The organism is Micromonospora kangleipakensis (assembly GCF_004217615.1).
GTDB lineage: Bacteria > Actinomycetota > Actinomycetes > Mycobacteriales > Micromonosporaceae > Micromonospora > Micromonospora kangleipakensis.
In genome coordinates, this window is the sequence record NZ_SHLD01000001.1 from 6,697,616 (window position 1) to 6,714,768 (window position 17,153).

Here is a 17,153-nt window from a genome sequence, read left to right on the forward strand (position 1 = left end):
GCGGCCGCCGGCCCGCCGGACCCGGACCCACACCGCGTCCACCAGATGAAAGGGCCGCGCTCAGCCGTTGCGGTGCTGGCCGGGCGCCGGGCCGGGACCGGGGCGGCCGCCCGGCACGGAGCCGGCGGGGCCGGACGGGTGGGCCGCCGCCGACACGGCGATCCGGACGGTGGTCCCGCCCGCCGGCACCGGACGGCCGGCCGCGACGCCGGACCGGATCGTCCCGGAGGTGCGGGTGGGCAGCCCCGCCTCGGCGGGCGGGGTCATCCGGGAGGTGGCGACCACCCGGGCGACGCCGACCACGATCGGCGGGGCCAGCAGGTCGACCATCTCGGCCGGCAGGGTCGGGCGGATGGCCGGCCAGTCGGCCTCGTCCACGGACCAGTACGTCGCACCGGAGTCCTCGGTCGCCGTCTCCTGCGGCGCGTCGGCGGACGTACGGCGGTGCTTACCCATGGGAATGCCTCCAGGAGCTGCCGAGATGCGGCCCCACGGGCCGCCGGCTGGGACACCCGGTGAAACGAGCCCCGCACCGGCCCGGTGACGCCGGGGCCGGTACGGGGCTCGGATCGTTGCCGGAGGCGCCGTCAGTCGAAGATGGGGCCCAGCTCGCGGGAGCGCTTCAGCTCGTAGAAGCCCGGGGTGCCGGCGACCAGCAGGACACCGTCCCAGAGCCGGCCGGCCGCCTCGCCCCTCGGCGCCGGGGTGATAACCGGACCGAAGAAGGCGACCTTGTCGCCGCCCGGGCCGGGCGCGTGGATCACCGGGGTACCGACGTCGGTGCCGACCGGCCGCATGCCCGCCTCGTGGCTGGCCCGCAGCGCCTCGTCGTACGCGGTGGTCTCGGCGGCGTCGGCGAGCGCCGGGTCCAGCCCGACCTCGGTGAGCGCGCCGACCAGCATCTCCCGGCCGAGCGGCTCCTTGCCGAGGTGGATCCGGGTGCCCATCGCGGTGTAGAGCTTCGCCAGCGCCTCCGCGCCGTGCGCCTGCTCGGCGGCGATGCAGACCCGCACCGGGCCCCAGCCGCTCTTCATCAGTTCCTGGTACTGCTCGGGCAGGTCCCGGCCCTCGTTGAGCACGGACAGGCTCATCACGTGGAAGCTGATGTCCACGGGCCGGACCTTCTCGACCTCCAGCAGCCAGCGCGACGTGATCCACGCCCACGGGCACAGCGGGTCGAACCACATGTCCACGGCGACACGTTCGGTCACGGTGAGATCCCTTCACGACGGGTGCGCCGGTGAGCCCGGCGCCTCCCCCGATCCTCACCCCGGCCGGCATCCGCCGGTACCGGAATGAGAGCGTGACCTCGAACACCGAAGGGTGTCGGTGCATGGAAGACTCGAACCGGACCGGCCGCCACGAGCGGGCCGGGGAGGCCGGGGCCGCCGGGCGCGGCGCGAGTGGGATGGAGACGAACAGTGCCGGGAGTGCGCAACCTGACCCAGGTCGAGGCCACCGAGCGGGCTCGCCTGCTCGATGTGACCAGGTACGACATCAGCCTTGACCTGTCGACCGCCGTGCAGGCCACGGGCCGCACGTTCCGCTCGGTGACCGAGGTCCGGTTCCGCTGCGCCGAGCCGGGGGCGACGACCTTCATCGAGGTGGCCGCCGAGTCGGTGCGGTCCGCGACGCTCAACGGCGCACCCGTCGACACCGCCGGCTGGTCGGCCGAGAAGGGCCTCACGCTGTCCGGGCTGGACGCGGAGAACACCCTGGTGGTGGACGCGGACTTCGGGTACTCGAACAGCGGGCAGGGGCTGCACCGCACGGTGGACCCGGTCGACGGGGAGACCTACCTGTACAGCCAGTTCGAGACGGCGGACGCGCAGCGGGTCTTCGCCTGCTTCGACCAGCCCGACCTGAAGAGCGTCTACACCTGGCACGCCACCGTCCCCGAGCACTGGCGGGTGGTCTCCAACATGCCGTTGGGGCGGGAGGAGCCGGCCGGCGAGGGGCTGAAGACCGTCCACTTCGTGGAGTCGGCGCGGATGAGCACCTACATCACCGCGCTCTGCGCCGGGCCGTACCACGAGGTGCGGGACAGCCACGACGGCATCGACCTGGGGGTCTTCTGCCGGGCCTCGATGGCGCGGTACATGGACTCGGACGATTTGTTCCTCATCACCAAGCAGGGCTTCGACTTCTTCCACGAGAAGTTCGGGGTGCGCTACCCGCTGCCCAAGTACGACCAGCTCTGGGTGCCGGACTTCAACGCCGGCGCGATGGAGAACTTCGGCTGCGTCACGCACGCCGAGTCGCACTACATCTTCCGCTCCCAGGTCACCGACTTCGAGTACGAGCAGCGGGCCAACACGATCCTGCACGAGCTGGCGCACATGTGGTTCGGTGACCTGGTCACCATGCGCTGGTGGAACGACCTGTGGCTGAACGAGTCGTTCGCCGAGTGGGCCAGCCACTGGTGCAACACCCACGCCACCCGGTTCCAGGACGCGTGGACGACCTTCCTCTCGATCCGCAAGAACTGGGGTTACCGGCAGGACCAGCTCTCCTCCACCCACCCGGTCTACTGCGAGATGCCGGACCTGGAGGCGGTCGAGGTCAACTTCGACGGCATCACGTACGCCAAGGGCGCCAGCGTGCTCAAGCAGCTCGTCGCGTACGTCGGCGAGGAGCCGTTCCTGGCCGGCCTGCGGGCGTACTTCGGCAAGCACGCCTGGGGCAACGCCACCTTCGACGACCTGCTCTCCGAGCTGGAGGCGGCCTCCGGCCGGGAGCTGCGCAAGTTCGCCGCGCAGTGGCTGGAGACGGCGCAGGTCAACACGCTGCGCCCCGAGTTGGCCATCGGCGACGACGGCGCCTACCAGCGGGTGCTGGTGCGCCAGGAGGCGCCGTCCGGGCACCCGACGCTGCGTACCCACCGGATCGGGGTGGGCCTCTACGACCTGACCGACGGCCGGCTGGTCCGCCGGGAGCGGATCGAGGTCGACGTGACCGGTGAGCAGACCGAGCTCACCGCGCTGCACGGCAAGCCGGCCGCCGACGTGCTGCTGCTCAACGACGACGACCTGACGTACACCAAGCTGCGGCTCGACGAGCGGTCCATGGCGACCGTGGTGCAGCACATCGCCGGTTTCGAGTCGTCGCTGGCCCGGGCGCTGTGCTGGACCGCCGCCTGGGACATGACCCGCGACGCCGAGCTCGCCGCCCGCGACTACGTCGCGCTGGCGCTGGCCGGGCTGCCCGCCGAGACCGACATCAACCTGGTCACCGCGACCCTGCGGCAGGCGACCACCACGCTCACCTTCTACGCCGACCCGGCGTGGGCGCCGACCGGCTGGGCCGAGCTGGCCCGGACCGCGAAGGACGCGCTCACCGCGGCGGAGCCGGGCAGCGGCTTCCAGCTCGCCTGGGCCCGGGCGTACACCTCGGCGGCCCGCGCCGAGGAGGACCTGGCGACGCTGCGCGGCTGGCTGCACGGCGCCGAGGTGCCGGCCGGGCTGACCGTCGACACCGAGCTGCGCTGGACGGTGCTCCAGGCCCTCGTCGCCAACGGCGCGGCCGGCGCCGCCGAGGTCGAGGCCGAGCTGGCGAGCGACCGGACGGCCAGCGGCGAGCGGGAGGCCGCGTACGCGCACGCGCTGGTGCCGACCGCGGAGAACAAGGCGGCGGTGTGGGCGCAGCTCACCGGCCCGGAGGCGCTGCCGAACTGGCGGCACCGGGCGCTGCTGCAGGGCTTCGCGCACCCGGCGCAGGTCGACCTGGTCGCGCCGTACCGGGAGAAGTACTTCGCCGCGGTGGGCCAGGTTTGGGCCAGCCGGGACAGCGAGCCGGCCCAGGAGTTCACCCAGCTCGCCTACCCGGCGTACCTGGTGGAGGACACGACGGTGGCCGAGACCGACGCGTGGCTGGCGCAGGAGGGGCACCCGGCGCCGCTGCGCCGGCTGGTCGCCGAGGGCCGCGACGGCGTGGTCCGTGCCCTGAAGGCCCGCGCGAAGGACGCCCAGAGCGCCTGATCGACTTGATGTCGGGGATGCCCCGACAGCACGAAGCCCGGCCCGCGAACACGCGGACCGGGCTTCGTCGTACGGGGAGGGCTCAGCCCTTGCCGGCGTGGCTGGCGAGCTGGTCGAGGCCCTGGATGATGCCGCCGGCCAGGTCGCCGCCGCCGAAGGACGCCACCATGGAGAGCGCGGCGAGCTTGGCGTACGTGTCCGGGATGCGCTTGCGCGCGTACCGGCCGGTGACGACTTCCAGCTGCCGCTGGTTGGGCGACACGGCGATCAGGACCGACTTGTCGGGCTCGGCGAGCTGGCGGTGCAGCCGCTGCGCGTGCTCCCGGATCGGCTCGTCGAGGCCGCCCACGTAGACCGAGAAGACCAGGCCGGTGCCCTGGTCTGCCAGGCGGAGCGCCTCGTCGATGCGGAGCAGCTGGCGGGTCGAGAACGGCCCGTCCAGCACCTCGGGCGGGGTGGGCGTCCCCGTCGCGGTCTGCTTCTCACCAACGGTCACTTGCGCCTCCGGTTCCACCGGCCGGCGCCTCGACGCCGGCCTTCTCAAGCTTGTGGCTGGTCAGCGCCGGCGCCTGGGCGCCCGCCGCCAGCGCGGTGCCGGCCGAGTCGGCCAGCTGCTCCGGACGGCCGAGGAACCAGACCGGAGTGAAGTCGAAGGGCCGGCCCGGCCGGTAGCGCTTGGCGCCGCCACCGCCGCGACGGCCGGCGGCAAGTGCCAGTCCGGCGATCACCAGCACCGCGGCCGCCGGGATGCCGACGTAGACCAGCAACGTCTCGGTAACAGACAACCTCAACGCCCCCAGGCGGAAAGAGAGACCAGGAATTCCGGGTCGGGTGGACGGTCAAGGAGACGATTCCCCGACTCCGCTTGTGGTATTCACGTTAGCGGAGGCGACGGCCCGCCAGATTGCGGGGTGGTGATCCCATCCGCCACTCCCGTGCTCCAGTTGTGCGGCAGTGGCGATCAATGTCGCGTCGGCGCCGTACCGGCCGGTGAGCAGCACCCCGACGGGCATGCCGTCGGCGGTGCGACCGACCGGCAGGGAAACGGACGGTTCGCCGGTCACGTTGAAGATGGCGCAGTACGGCGAGAACCGGCGCTGCCGGTCGAAATCCTCCGCCGGGTCGAGGGCGGCGAACGAACCCACCGGCGCCTGCGGCGCGGCCAGCGTCGGGCAGAGCAGCAGGTCGCAGCCGGCGGTCCGGCGGGCACCGAGGCGTACCTGGGCCTGCAGCTCGCCGAGGGTGGCCATCAGCGCGCCGGCGCCGACCGCCGCGCCCCGGGAGCGGAGGAGCCGGGTCAGCGGCAACAGCTCGCTCTCCCGCTCGGGCGGCACCGGGGAGAGCGCCAGGACGTGCCAGAGGGTCTCGAAGAGCGGCCACGCCTCGGGGCCGAGCGGCGCGGGCACCTCGACCACCTCGTGGCCGGCCGCGGTGAGCATCCCGGCGGCCCGGTCGACGGCGACGACGCAGTCGGGGTGGACCGGCTCGTCGGCGAGCATCGGGGTGGTGAAGCGGCCGATCCGCAGCCGGCCCGGCGCGGCCTCCCGGGCCGCGGCCAGGTAGCCGCCCACGGGGGCGGCCGGGGGCAGGTAGGGCTCGCCGGGCACCGGTTGCGCCATGACGTCGAGCAGCGCGGCGACGTCGACGACGGTCCGCCCGATCGGGCCGTTCGTCGGCAGCCCGAACGCGCCGAAGCCGAGCGGCCCGCCGGAGACCAGTCCCCGGCTGGGCTTGTAGCCGACCAGGCCGCAGAGCGACGCCGGGATGCGCAGCGAGCCGCCGCCATCGGAGCCCTGGGCCACCGGCACCAGCCCGGCCGCCACCGCGGCCGCCGCGCCGCCGCTGGACCCGCCCGCCGTGTACCCGAGGTCCCACGGGTTGCGGGCCGGCGGCGCGACCAGCCCCTCGGAGTAGAGCGAGCAGCCCAGCTCGGAGGTGGTGGTCTTGCCGAGGCTGATCAGCCCGGCGGCGGTGATGAACCGGACCACGTCGGCGTCGACCGGCGGCACGAAACCGGCGAAGGCGGCGGAGCCGAAGGTGGTCCGCACCCCGGCGGTCAGCGTGAGGTCCTTGATCGCCGTCGGTACGCCGTGCAGCGGACCCCGCTGCCCGACCGGCACCGTGTCGGCGGCCCGGGCCGCCTCGACGGCCAGCTCCGGTGTGACGGTGACGAACGCGCCGACGGTGTCACCGAGCGCGTCCACCCGGTGCAGGTGGTGCGCGACCAGCTCCACGCTGGACAGCTCGCCCCGGGCGATCGCGGCGGCCTGCTCCAGCGCGGTCAGGTCGTGCGGCTCGGCCATACCGCCATCCTGCCCGGATGATCCGCCCGGCGCACTTCTCACGCGCCGACCCGCCCGGTCCCGGCATCCGCGCCGGCCCGATACAGCTCGCTGCGGTCGGGGCCGCCCCGGGGGCGGTCAGCCGTGCAGGAAGCGCAGGGCGTTGCGGGAGAGGAGCTTGTCGCGCTGGTCGGCGGTGAGGAAGTCGGCCTTCCGGACCACCGCGCCGACCGGCCGCTCCCCCAGCGGGTACGGGTAGTCGCTGCCGACCAGCACCCGGTCCTCCCCCATGGTGTCCACCAGCAGCCGCAGCGCGGCCGGCTCGAAGACCACCGAGTCGACGCTGAACCGGTCGACGTAGGAGCTGGGCGGGGCGGTGGAACCGCCGCGTACCAGGTCGCCGCGGCGGTGCCAGGCGTTGTCGGCGCGGCCCAGCCAGAACGGGAAGCTGCCCCCGCCGTGCGCGAAGCAGATCCGCAGGCTCGCCGGCACCCGGTCGAAGACGCCGCCGAGGATCAGCGCCAGCACCGACAGATGGGTCTCGGCCGGCATGCCGGTGAGCCAGCGGGCCATCCAGCGGTCCAGCCGGGGGCTGCCCGGCATGTCCCAGGGGTGCACGAAGACCGGCGCGCCCACCTCGGCGCAGTGGGTCAGGAACTGCACGATCCCCGGGTCGTCCAGGTCGCGGTCGCCGACGTGGTTGCCGATCTCGACGCCGACGTGGCCCGCCGCCAGGCAGCGGTCCAGTTCGGCGCAGGCGGCGTCCGGGTCCTGCAACGGCACCTGGCAGAACGGCACCAGCCGGTCGCCGCCGGCCGCGGTGACCTCCAGGGTGAGGTCGTTGAAGATCCGGGCCACCTTCACCGCCTGATCGGCGGGGCGGTCGTAGGAGAAGAAGACCGGGGTCGGCGAGACCACCTGCACGTCGACGTCGTCGGCGGTCATGTCGGCCAGCCGGGTCTCCGCGTCCCAGCACTCCGCGCCGACCGGGCGGAACTCCGTCTCCCCCACCATGATCATGGCGGCGCGCTCGGAGTCCACCCGCAGCCAGGGCCAGCCGGACCCGCCGCACGCCGCGGCGAGGTCCGGCCACCCCTTCGGTACGACGTGCGTGTGCACGTCCACGACCGGACCCGGCATCAGCCCTTGCCCGGGTGCAGCGTGCCGCACTTGTCGCAGGTACGCGCCTGCTCGTCGGCGTAGAACGCCTGGAACACCGGGGGCAGGTCGGCGGCGATGTCGCGGACCTGGAGCTCCACCTCGTGCACCTGGTGCCCGCACTCCGGGCAGTACCACCGGAACTTCTCCAGCGTGCCCTCCTCGCGGACCCGCTCGACCACCACGCCGATCGAGCCGGCCTCGGGCCGCTGCGGCGAGTGCGGGGTGTTGCGCGGCAGCATCCACATCTGACCCTCGCGCACATGCACCGTACGCGGCCCCTCCGAGGTCATCAGGTTGATGTGCATGTTGCCCTTGACCTGGTAGAAGAACTCCTCGTACGGGTCGACGTGGAAGTCGGTGCGCTGGTTCGGCCCACCGACCACCATCACGATGAAGTCGTCCCCGCCGGGGAACATCTCCTTGTTCCCCACCGGCGGCTTCAGCAGGTGCTGGTTCTCCGCGATCCAGCCGGGAAAGCTGAACGGTTCGGCGATCTCACTCACGACTGACCTCCTTGGGGGAGCAGGGCGACGGCTTGCATCTCGATCAGCAGGTGCGGATGCGGCAACTGGTGCACCGCCACCGTCGTCCGGGTCGGCCCGGTGGCGTCGAAGAACTCCGCCCACACCTCGTTGTACCCACCGAAGTCGTTCATGTTGACCAGGTAGCTGGTGACCTGGACGAGGTCGGACAGCTCGGCGCCGACCGACCGGAGCAGGTCCCCGATGTTCTCGATGACGGCCCGGGTCTGCACCCGGATGTCGAGGTCCGTCGTCCCGAACTCGTCCACGGAGACGCCGGCGAAGGTGTTGTCCGGCCGCCGCGACGACGTACCGGAGACGAAGACGAAGCCGCCCGCGACCTTGACGTGCGGGAACGCCCCGCGCGGCACGGCCTTCCCGGCGACGACCCGGGCGCCCGCGGTCATGACGCGGCCCGCAGCGACGCGGTGCCGAGCTTCTCCACCACGGCCCGGACGTGGGCGCCCGGACGCAGCGGCACGGCGGCCGTGGCGGCGCCGGCGAGGAAGACCCAGCCCTCGCGGAGGCGGACGCCGTGCCGCCCGGCCAGCCGGATGCCCTCGTCCAGCGCCCGGCGCGGGTCGCCGAGGATCGCCGCGGTGGAGCCGACCTGCGCGACCCGCCCGTCGATCTCCAGCAGCACGCCGAGGTTGTCCAGCCCGTCCGGCACCGGCGACCACGGCCCGACCACGAACGCGGCAGCCGAGGTGTTGTCCGCGATCACGTCCGGCAGGGAGAAGGTGAAGTTGGCGTACCGGGAGTCGATCAGCTCGATCGCCGGGGCGACCGCGCGAACGGCGTCGGTGAAGGAGCCGAGCGGCTCACCCGGCTCGGGCAGGCGGTCCAGCAGGAACGCGACCTCCGGCTCGACCCGGGGGTGGATGAAGTCACCGGCGTCGACCGTGCCGCCGTCCGGGACCCGCATCACGTCGGTGAGCCGGCCCCAGATCACCTCGTCCACGCCCATCTGGGCCATCTTCGCCTTGCTGGTCAGCCCCATCTTCAGCCCGACCAGCCGCTCCCCCCGGTCCAGGCGGCGCTGGACCAGCGCGGTCTGCACCGCGTACGCCCCGTCGACGTCGAGGCCGGTCTCGGCGGCGAGCTGCGGGATCGCGGTGGCCGTGTCGGCCGCCGTGCCGAGCTGCTCGGCGATGCCCGCCGTGTCGATGCCGATCACAGCGCCACCTTCGTTCGCGACTGCGGGGCTCGCAAACCCGGCTCACTCCTCGCGCTCACGAGACCTCCTCCTGCCCGCGCCGACCGGCGAGGTCGAGCGCCACGTCCACGATCATGTCCTCCTGGCCGCCGACCATCCGGCGCCGGCCCAGCTCGACGAGGATCGAGCGGACGTCCACGCCGTACTTCGCGGAGGCGCGTTCGGCGTGCCGGAGGAAGCTGGAGTAGACGCCCGCGTACCCGAGGGAGAGCGTCTCCCGGTCGACCTGGACGGGCCGGTCCTGCAACGGGCGGACGACGTCGTCGGCCGCGTCCATCAGCGCGAAGACGTCGCAGCCGTGCTTCCAGCCATGCAGCTCGGCGACCGCGACGAAGACCTCCAGCGGCGCGTTGCCCGCGCCGGCGCCCTGCCCGGCCAGGGATGCGTCCACCCGGACCGTCCGGCCGTGCGGGGCGTCCACGCCGGCCGGGCCGGCGCCGAGGATGCGGCCGTGCTCGACCGCGACCACGCTGTTGGCCACACCGAGCGACAGGTTGTGGTGGGCGTGGATGCCGATCTGCGTCTCCGGTTCGAGGACCTGCCGGTACGCGTCGACCCGCTCGGCCACGTCGGACATCAGCAACCGGCCGCCGGAGTCGGTGACGTAGACGCAGTGCGCCCCGTACGACTCCATCAGCTTGGCCTGGGCGGCCAGCCCGGCCGGGTCGTTCATGTGCGACATCATCAGGAACCCGGAGACGTCCATGCCGTTCTCCCGGGCCCAGGAGATGTGCTGGGCGGAGATGTCCGCCTCGGTGCAGTGGGTGGCGATCCGGACGCTGGTCACCCCGAGCGCCTTCGCCGCCTTCAGGTCGGCGATGGTGCCGATGCCGGGCAGCAGCAGGGTGGTGAGCTTCGCGCCGGTCATCACCTCGGCGGCGGCGGAGATCCAGTCGGCGTCGCTGGCCGCGCCGTGGCCGTAGTTGACGCTGGAGCCGGCCAGGCCGTCACCGTGCGCCACCTCGATCGCGGCCACCCCGGCCGCGTCCAGCGCGGCGGCGATGGTGCGGACCTGGTCGACGGTGTAGCGGTGGGCGATGGCGTGCATGCCGTCCCGCAGCGTCACGTCCTGGATGTACAGGTCGGTCATGCCGCCACCTCCGCGCTGCTCGCCCGCCGGGCCACCAGCCGCTCCGCGGTGCGCAGCGCGGCCGAGGTCATGATGTCCAGGTTCCCGGCGTACGCGGGCAGGTAGTGCCCGGCCCCGGAGACCTCCAGGAAGACCGAGACCTGGAGTCCGGTGAGGTGCCGCCCCAGCGACGGCACGTACGTGTCGACCCGGTCGAACTGCACGTCCTGCTTGAGCCGGTAGCCGGGGACGTACTCCTGCACGGTCTTCACCATGTCGGCGATCGAGGCGGCGATCGCGTCGCGGTCGGCGTCGGCGTCCGGGCAGAGGCAGTAGACGGTGTCCCGCATCAGCAGCGGCGGGTCGGCCGGGTTCAGCACGATGATCGCCTTGCCGCGTTCCGCGCCGCCGACCACCTCGATCGCCCGGGCGGTGGTCTCGGTGAACTCGTCGATGTTGGCCCGGGTGCCCGGGCCGGCCGACTTCGAGGCGATCGAGGCGACGATCTCCCCGTACGCGACCCGGGTGACCCGGCCGACGGCGGCGACGATCGGCACGGTCGCCTGGCCGCCGCAGGTCACCATGTTGACGTTCGTCTCGTGCAGGTGCTCGTCGAGGTTGACCGGCGGCACCACGTACGGGCCGATGGCGGCCGGGGTCAGGTCGACCACGGTCCGGCCGTGCGCCCGCAGCACCGCGTCGTTGTGCCGGTGCGCGCCGGCCGAGGTGGCGTCGAAGACCAGCTCGACGTCGGCGAACTCGGGCAGCGCGACGAGGCCGTCCACGCCCTCGGCGGTGGTGGCCACGCCGAGCCGGCGGGCCCGGGCCAGGCCGTCGGAGTCCGGGTCGATGCCGGCCATCGCCACCATGCGCAGGCTGTCGCTCAGCCGGAGCACCTTGATCATCAGATCGGTCCCGATGTTGCCGGAGCCGATCACCGCCACCCCGACAGTCACGCCGCCTCCTCGGACGAAGAGAAAAAGGTCCGCACCGAGCCGAGCCCGGAGATCCGCGCCTCGTACGCCGCGCCGGGCGTCACCGGCACCATCGGGCCGAGCGCCCCGGAGAGCACCACGTCCCCGGCGCGCAGCGGGTCGCCGGCGCGGGCCATGGTGCCGGCCAGCCACTCCAGCGCGTGCAGCGGGTTGCCGAGGCAGGCCGCCCCGGCGCCGACCGAGACCGGCTCCCCGGCGTGCTCCAGGACCATCCCGCAGAGCCGCAGGTCCACGTCGGCGAGCCGGCGCGGCGTCGTACCGAGCACGAAGAGCCCGCTGGAGGCGTTGTCGGCCACGGTGTCCACGATGGAGATGTCCCAGCCGGCGATCCGCGAGTCAACGATCTCGATGGCCGGCAGCACGTGGTCGACGGCCCGGATCAGGTCGACGGTGGTGACCCGCTCGTCGGGCAGGTCCGCGCCGAGCACGAAGGCGATCTCCGCCTCCACCCGGGGCTGGAGCAGCCGGTCGATCGCGACCTCGACGCCGTCGCCGACCGCCATGACGTCGGTGAGCACGCCGAAGTCCGGTTGGTAGACCCCGAAGTTCTCCTGCACCGCCCGGGAGGTCAGCCCGATCTTCGCGCCCACCCGGCGCTCGCCCCGGTCCCACCGGGCCTGGGCCTGGAGCTGCTGCACCTGGTACGCCGACTCGACGTCCCCCTCGGGCAGCAGCCGCCCGCGCAGCGGCGGGCAGGGCTTCCCGCTCTCCCGGGCCTCGGTCAGTTCCCGGGCGGCGGCTTCGATGTCAACGGTCATGCTCTGCCTGACGCTTCGCTCGCTGCGCTCGCTCATGACAAGTCCACGCAGACGTTGGTGAGTTCGGAGTAGAAATCCAGGGAGTGCACGCCGCCCTCCCGGCCGATGCCGGAGGCCTTCACCCCGCCGAACGGGGTGCGCAGGTCACGCAGGAACCAGGTGTTCACCCAGACGATGCCGGCGTCGAGCCGGGACCCGGCCCGGTGCGCCCGGCCCACATCCCGGGTCCAGACCGTCGCGGCCAGGCCGTACTCGGTGCCGTTCGCCAGGGCGTACGCCTCGTCCTCGGTGTCGAAGGGGGCGACGTGCACGACCGGGCCGAAGATCTCCTCCCGGTTGGTCCGGGCGTCCGGGCCCAGCCCGGTCAGCACGGTCGGCTGCACGTACGCGCCGCCGTCGCGGGCGTCGCCGAAGCCGGGCACCCCGCCGCCGGCCAGCACCTCGGCGCCCTCGGCGCGGGCCAGGTCGTAGTGGCCGAGCACCTTGTCCCGGTGGGTGTGCGAGATCAGCGGCATGTTCACCGTGGCCTCGTCGGCCGGCCAGCCGTACGCCAACTCGTCGGCCCGCTTGGCCAGCCGGGCGGTGAACTCCTCGAAGACCGGGCGCTGCACGTAGATCCGCTCGGTGCAGAGGCAGACCTGCCCGCCGTTGGTGAAGCTGGACCGGACCGAGCCGGCCACCGCCGCCTCCAGGTCGGCGTCGGCGAAGACCAGCCCGGCGTTCTTGCCGCCCAACTCGAAGCTGACCGCCTTCACCCCGTCCGCGGCGGCGCGCATGATGGCGCTGCCGGTGGCGGACTCGCCCGTGAAGGTGATCGCGTCGACGCCCGGGTGCCGGGTGAGGAACTCCCCGGCCGAGTCCGGACCGAATCCGTGCACCAGGTTGAACACCCCGTCGGGTACGCCGGCGGCGGCCATCACCTCGGCCAGCAGCGTCGCCGAGGCCGGGGTCTCCTCGCTGGGCTTGACCACCACGGCGTTGCCGCAGGCCAGCGCCGGGGCGACCTTCCAGGTCAGCAGCAGCAGCGGCAGGTTCCACGGCACGATGATCGCGACCACGCCGACCGGCTTGCGGACGGCGTAGTTGAGCGCCCGGCCGCCGGTCGCGGTGACCGTGGTGAACGACTCGGTCGGGGCGGTCGCCACGATCTCCGCGAACGCGCGGAAGTTCGCCGCGCCGCGCGGGATGTCCAGCGTCCGGGCCTGCGAGATGGCCTTGCCGGTGTCGGCGACCTCGGCGGCGACCAGGTCGTCGAAGCGGCGTTCCAGCTCGTCGGCGACCCGGCGCAGCACCTCGGCGCGCTCCCGCTCCCCCATCCGGCCCCACGGCCCCCGCAGCGCGGCGCGGGCGGCGGCCACCGCGTCGTCCACGGTGGACGCGTCCGCCTCGGCCACCTCGAAGACCGGCTCGCCGGTGACCGGGCTGCGCTTGGTGAACCGGCGCCCGGCGGCGACGAACTCGCCGCCGACGAAGTTGCGCAGCAGGCCCGGCCCGTCCGGCGCGTGCCCGGCCATCAGTCGGGGATCCCAGAGCGTCATCCGCGCCTCCCTCGGCCGATCGCGGCCAGCCCGCCGGCCAGCAGCGCCACCGCGCCGGCCGCCACCGCCCCCAGCACCTGGTACTGCCGGCGCACCCGGCGGCGCACCTGGGCGTACGGGGTGGTGGAGAAGGAGACCAGCTCGTACTGCGAAACGTACCGGCCGGGCAGGGCCCGTTCCAGTGCGTGTTCGACGCGCTTGCGGGTCTGGAAGACCGGCGAGGCGACCTTGTCCCGCATCTCCACGAAGTTGGCCAGCGCCATCCGGGCGATCGCCTCCGCGTTCTCCTGCCGGCGCTGCTGGAACAGCGGCAGCGCCGCCGACCACTCGTCGCCGCACTCGTCCAGGCAGCGGTCCAGCTCCACCACGTCCTCGAACGCGCAGTTCGCACCCTGGCCGTAGAACGGCACGATGGCGTGCGCCGCGTCGCCGACCAGCCCCACCTTCCCGTCCACCTGCCAGGGCGCGCAGCGGACCGTGCCGAGCATGCCGACCGGGTTGTGCTGGTAGTCGTCGACCAGGTTCGGGGCGAGCGGGACCAGGTCCGGGTAGTGCTTCGCGAAGTGCTGCTCGATCGCAGCCGGGCTGCCCAGCGAGGCGAAGCTCGCGGTGCCGTGGGTGGGCCAGAAGAGCGTGCAGGTGAACGACCGGTCCGGGTTGGGCAGCGCGATCATCATCGAGGTGCCGCGCGGCCAGATGTGCAGCGCCCCCGGGTCCAGGGCGAAGTCGCCGCCGAGCGGCGGGATGGTGAGTTCCTTGTAGCCGTAGTCGAGGAAGTCGAGGCTCTCGGTCAGCACCCCGTACCCGAGGAGCTGCCCGCGCACCGCGGAGCCGGCGCCGTCGGCGCCCAGGACGACCGCCGCGGCCGTGGTGACCTTGCCCTGCGGGGTCTCGAAGGTCATCTCGCCGCTGGCCGGGTCGAGGCCGACCAGCCGGTGGTCGAAGGCGATCCGCACCCCGGGCAGTGCGCCGGCGGCGGTGAGCAGGGCGTTGTTCAGCGCGCCCCGGCTGATCGAGTTGATCGCCCGGTCGCCGGAGACGCTGTACGACTGGAACTGCGCCTCCCCCTCCACCGGGTGGATCATCCGGCCGCGCATCGGCAGCGCGTCCGCCATCACCTGCTCGGCCAGCCCGATCCGGCGCAGCGCGTCGAGGCCGCGCTCGGAGAGCGCCAGGTTGATCGAGCGGCCCCGTTCGACCGTCCCGGTACGCGGGTCCGGCCGCCGCTCGTAGAGCGCCACCGGGTAGCCGCGCCGGGCCAGGAAGCAGGCCAGCAGGCAGCCGGCCAGCCCAGCCCCGACCACCGCGATCTCCTCGCGCTCGCTCACCGGTTCACCTCCGAAACGGTCGCGGCCAGCGCGTCGGCGACCCGCCAGCAGTCGTGGTACGTCGAGTAGAGCGGCACCGGGGCGAACCGGACGATGTCCGGCTCCCGGGCGTCGGCGATCACACCGTGCTCGTGCCGCAGCCGCTTGGTCAGCTCGTTCGCGCTGCCCGTGCCGATCCGCACGGAGAGCTGGCAGCCCCGGCGGGCCGGGTCGCGCGGGGTGACCACGGTCAGCGGCCGGTCGGCGGTCACCTCGTCGAGCAGCCGCTCCAGGTAGGCGGTGAGCCGCAGGCTGCGCTCCCGCAGCGCCGGCATGCCGACGGAGTCGAAGAGCTCCAGCGAGGTGCGGACCGGCCCCATCGCGAAGATCGGCGGGTTGGAGATCTGCCACGCCTCGACGGTGGCCGGCGGCCGGGAGACCGGGGTCATCTCGAACCGGGTGGTGGCCTCGGTGCTCCACCAGCCCTCGAAGCGCGGCAGGTCGGGGTCGCCGAGGTGCCGCTCGTGGACGAAGACGCCGGCCAACGCCCCCGGCCCGGAGTTGAGGTACTTGTAGGAGCACCAGGCGGCGAAGTCGACGTCCCAGTCGTGCAGCGCCAGCGGCACGTTGCCCACCGCGTGCGCGAGGTCCCAGCCGACCACCGCACCGGCGGCCCGGCCCGCGGCGGTGATCGCCGGGATGTCCATCAGCTCGCCGGTGAGGTAGTTGACCCCGCCGAGCAGCACCAGCGCGACCGTGTGCCCCTCGGCCGCCAGGAAGGCGGTCACGTCCTCCGTGCGCAGCGTCTCCTCGCCGGGCCGCGGCTTCAGCCGGACCACGGCGGTATCCGGGTCGAGGCCGTGGAAGCGGGCCTGGCTGCGGACCGCGTAGCTGTCCGAGGGGAAGGCGCTGTCCTCGATGACGATCCGGGTCCGCTCCCCCGCCGGCCGGTAGAAGCTCACCATCAGCAGGTGCAGGTTGACCGTGAGGGAGTTCATCACCACGGTCTCCGCGGGCCGGGCGCCGACCAGTCGCGCGGCCGGTGCCGTCAACAGCTCGTGGTACGGCAGCCAGGGCCGCTCCGCCTCCAGGTGCCCCTCCACGCCCAGCCGGCTCCACGACTCCAGGTCGGCCAGGAGCTCGGTGCGGGTGGCCCGGGGCTGGAGGCCGAGCGAGTTGCCGGCCAGGTAGGCGACCTCGGGGTAACGGCCGCCCTCGGCCGGCGGCACGTGGAACAGGTGCCGGTGTCCGGGGTCGGCGGCGTCGAGGCGGTGCCCCTCGTTTTCCTGGGCCTTCATTTCTCGCTTCCCACTCACATCGCGGTCCGGGCCGACCACAGCTCCGGAAAGACCACCCGGGCCATGCTGCGCTGCAACCAGGCCAGCCCGGCGGAGCCGCCGCTGCCGACCTTGGCGCCCATGGTGCGCTGCACCGCCTTGATGTGGTGCCAGCGCCAGTCACCGAACCGCTCGGCCACCTCGGTCAGCGCCTCGCCGAGCAGCCGCAGGTGGTTGTCCGGGCCGCCGTCGGCGTAGATCCGCACCCAGGCCGCCTCGACGGCCGGGTTCGGCTCGTGCTCGACCGCCACGTCCCGCTCCAGCAGCTCGGCGGGGAGGTCGAAGCCCCGCCGGGCGAGCAGGGCGACCACGTCGTCCCAGAGACTCGGCGCGGCGAGCGCGGCGGTCAGCTCGGCGTGCACCTCGGTCTGCCGGCGGAACGGGCGGATCAGCGCCGGGTCGCGGAGGCCGAGCAGGAACTCCAGCTGCCGGTACATCGCCGACTGGAAGCCGGAGCCCTCGCCGAGCAGGTTGCGGAACCGGTTGAAGTCGGCCGGGGTCATCCAGCGCAGCCCCTGCCAGGCCGCGTTGAGCCCCTCGAGGTGCAGGGCGGCGCGGCGCAGCGCCGGCAGCGCTTCCCAGACCCGGTTCGCCCGCAGCTCCCGCTGGGCGTGCCGCAGCTCATGGCAGGTCAGCCCGAAGTACAGCTCCATGATCTGGCTGACCATCAGGAACGACATCTCGCCCGGGTCGTCACTGAGCGGCTGCTGCAGCCCGTGCAGCGTGCTCGCCCGCACGTACGCGTCGTAGGGCACCCGCTCGGTGAACTCCAGCGTCGGTTCGCCGCCGTTGCGCGCCGCCCGGGCCGCCCGCTGCTGCGGGGTGACCGGACGCACCGCAGCGGTCACCATCGGTGACCGCAGGTCCGTCTGCTCCACTGTCATCTCCCTCCGTACGCCGGGTAGCGTCATGATCCCGCGGGTGGATCGGCGAATGGAATGCCTGTTCAACGGCGGTACGGTGGTCGGACCTGCCGGATCAAAACCGGAATC

At 73.2% G+C, this 17,153-nt stretch carries 17 protein-coding genes; 1 reads left to right on the forward strand and 16 read right to left on the reverse strand.

Features of this window, described 5'->3' with window-relative positions; translation table 11 throughout:
* Positions 1 to 60: 60 nt before the first annotated feature.
* On the reverse strand, positions 61 to 456 hold the full coding sequence (locus EV384_RS31870) for a hypothetical protein (protein WP_242624390.1): 396 nt from the start codon (positions 454 to 456) through the stop codon (positions 61 to 63).
* A 131-nt stretch (positions 457 to 587) separates the two neighbouring features.
* On the reverse strand, positions 588 to 1,211 hold the full coding sequence (locus EV384_RS31875) for a mycothiol-dependent nitroreductase Rv2466c family protein (RefSeq protein ID WP_130339235.1): 624 nt from the start codon (positions 1,209 to 1,211) through the stop codon (positions 588 to 590).
* A gap of 219 nt (positions 1,212 to 1,430) precedes the next feature.
* Between EV384_RS31875 and pepN the strand changes: the two genes are divergently transcribed.
* Positions 1,431 to 3,977, forward strand: a complete 2,547-nt coding sequence (gene pepN / locus EV384_RS31880; protein WP_130339237.1) for an aminopeptidase N — start codon at positions 1,431 to 1,433, stop codon at positions 3,975 to 3,977.
* Positions 3,978 to 4,059: 82 nt separating this feature from the next.
* Here pepN and EV384_RS31885 read toward each other — a convergent pair whose 3' ends face one another.
* The 14 genes from EV384_RS31885 to EV384_RS31950 all read right to left on the reverse strand — a co-directional run bounded on the left by EV384_RS31885 (position 4,060) and on the right by EV384_RS31950 (position 17,045).
* Positions 4,060 to 4,473, reverse strand: coding sequence for a DUF5130 family protein (locus EV384_RS31885; RefSeq protein WP_130339239.1), 414 nt, complete (start codon positions 4,471 to 4,473; stop codon positions 4,060 to 4,062).
* Positions 4,460 to 4,762, reverse strand: a complete 303-nt coding sequence (gene ctaJ / locus EV384_RS31890; RefSeq protein ID WP_479724764.1) for an aa3-type cytochrome oxidase subunit CtaJ — start codon at positions 4,760 to 4,762, stop codon at positions 4,460 to 4,462. Before ctaJ ends, EV384_RS31885 begins: the two co-directional genes overlap by 14 nt.
* A gap of 54 nt (positions 4,763 to 4,816) precedes the next feature.
* On the reverse strand, positions 4,817 to 6,280 hold the full coding sequence (locus EV384_RS31895; protein ID WP_130339241.1) for an amidase: 1,464 nt from the start codon (positions 6,278 to 6,280) through the stop codon (positions 4,817 to 4,819).
* Between the two features lie 117 nt (positions 6,281 to 6,397).
* A complete protein-coding gene (locus EV384_RS31900) occupies positions 6,398 to 7,399 on the reverse strand; it encodes an amidohydrolase family protein (RefSeq protein WP_130339243.1) in 1,002 nt (333 codons plus the stop codon).
* The gene (locus EV384_RS31905) at positions 7,399 to 7,923 is read right to left on the reverse strand and encodes a 3-hydroxyanthranilate 3,4-dioxygenase (protein WP_130339245.1); all 525 of its coding nucleotides are present in this window, start codon (positions 7,921 to 7,923) and stop codon (positions 7,399 to 7,401) included. Before EV384_RS31905 ends, EV384_RS31900 begins: the two co-directional genes overlap by 1 nt.
* The gene (locus EV384_RS31910) at positions 7,920 to 8,348 is read right to left on the reverse strand and encodes a RidA family protein (protein ID WP_130339247.1); all 429 of its coding nucleotides are present in this window, start codon (positions 8,346 to 8,348) and stop codon (positions 7,920 to 7,922) included. Before EV384_RS31910 ends, EV384_RS31905 begins: the two co-directional genes overlap by 4 nt.
* Entirely contained in the window at positions 8,345 to 9,118 is a 774-nt protein-coding gene (locus EV384_RS31915; RefSeq protein WP_130339249.1) for a 2-keto-4-pentenoate hydratase, read from the reverse strand. The genes EV384_RS31910 and EV384_RS31915 overlap by 4 nt, the downstream gene beginning before the upstream one ends.
* A 55-nt stretch (positions 9,119 to 9,173) precedes the next feature.
* Entirely contained in the window at positions 9,174 to 10,247 is a 1,074-nt protein-coding gene (gene dmpG, locus EV384_RS31920; RefSeq protein WP_130339251.1) for a 4-hydroxy-2-oxovalerate aldolase, read from the reverse strand.
* On the reverse strand, positions 10,244 to 11,182 hold the full coding sequence (locus EV384_RS31925) for an acetaldehyde dehydrogenase (acetylating) (RefSeq protein ID WP_130339253.1): 939 nt from the start codon (positions 11,180 to 11,182) through the stop codon (positions 10,244 to 10,246). Before EV384_RS31925 ends, dmpG begins: the two co-directional genes overlap by 4 nt.
* A complete protein-coding gene (locus tag EV384_RS31930) occupies positions 11,179 to 11,979 on the reverse strand; it encodes a 2-keto-4-pentenoate hydratase (protein WP_130339255.1) in 801 nt (266 codons plus the stop codon). Before EV384_RS31930 ends, EV384_RS31925 begins: the two co-directional genes overlap by 4 nt.
* Before the next feature lie 32 nt (positions 11,980 to 12,011).
* Entirely contained in the window at positions 12,012 to 13,493 is a 1,482-nt protein-coding gene (locus tag EV384_RS31935; RefSeq protein ID WP_130340934.1) for a 2-hydroxymuconic semialdehyde dehydrogenase, read from the reverse strand.
* Between the two features lie 20 nt (positions 13,494 to 13,513).
* Positions 13,514 to 14,845, reverse strand: a complete 1,332-nt coding sequence (locus EV384_RS31940) for an FAD-dependent oxidoreductase (protein ID WP_130339257.1) — start codon at positions 14,843 to 14,845, stop codon at positions 13,514 to 13,516.
* On the reverse strand, positions 14,842 to 16,122 hold the full coding sequence (gene kynU / locus EV384_RS31945; protein WP_130339259.1) for a kynureninase: 1,281 nt from the start codon (positions 16,120 to 16,122) through the stop codon (positions 14,842 to 14,844). The genes EV384_RS31940 and kynU overlap by 4 nt, the downstream gene beginning before the upstream one ends.
* Positions 16,123 to 16,136: 14 nt before the next feature.
* Complete coding sequence (locus EV384_RS31950; protein WP_423202931.1) at positions 16,137 to 17,045, reverse strand: tryptophan 2,3-dioxygenase; 909 nt, start codon at positions 17,043 to 17,045, stop codon at positions 16,137 to 16,139.
* Between the last annotated feature and the right edge of the window lie 108 nt (positions 17,046 to 17,153).

Excerpts from the sequence above, each read along its gene's own strand:
- EV384_RS31935 (WP_130340934.1), bottom strand. The coding sequence starts at position 13,493 with ATGGCCGGGCACGCGCCGGACGGGCCGGGCCTGCTGCGCAACTTCGTC.
- EV384_RS31910 (WP_130339247.1), bottom strand. The coding sequence starts at position 8,348 with ATGACCGCGGGCGCCCGGGTCGTCGCCGGGAAGGCCGTGCCGCGCGGG.
- EV384_RS31895 (WP_130339241.1), bottom strand. The coding sequence starts at position 6,280 with ATGGCCGAGCCGCACGACCTGACCGCGCTGGAGCAGGCCGCCGCGATC.
- dmpG (WP_130339251.1), bottom strand. The coding sequence starts at position 10,247 with ATGACCGACCTGTACATCCAGGACGTGACGCTGCGGGACGGCATGCAC.
- EV384_RS31950 (WP_423202931.1), bottom strand. The coding sequence starts at position 17,045 with ATGACAGTGGAGCAGACGGACCTGCGGTCACCGATGGTGACCGCTGCG.
- EV384_RS31870 (WP_242624390.1), bottom strand. The coding sequence starts at position 456 with ATGGGTAAGCACCGCCGTACGTCCGCCGACGCGCCGCAGGAGACGGCG.
- EV384_RS31930 (WP_130339255.1), bottom strand. The coding sequence starts at position 11,979 with ATGACCGTTGACATCGAAGCCGCCGCCCGGGAACTGACCGAGGCCCGG.
- EV384_RS31900 (WP_130339243.1), bottom strand. The coding sequence starts at position 7,399 with ATGCCGGGTCCGGTCGTGGACGTGCACACGCACGTCGTACCGAAGGGG.
- kynU (WP_130339259.1), bottom strand. The coding sequence starts at position 16,122 with ATGAAGGCCCAGGAAAACGAGGGGCACCGCCTCGACGCCGCCGACCCC.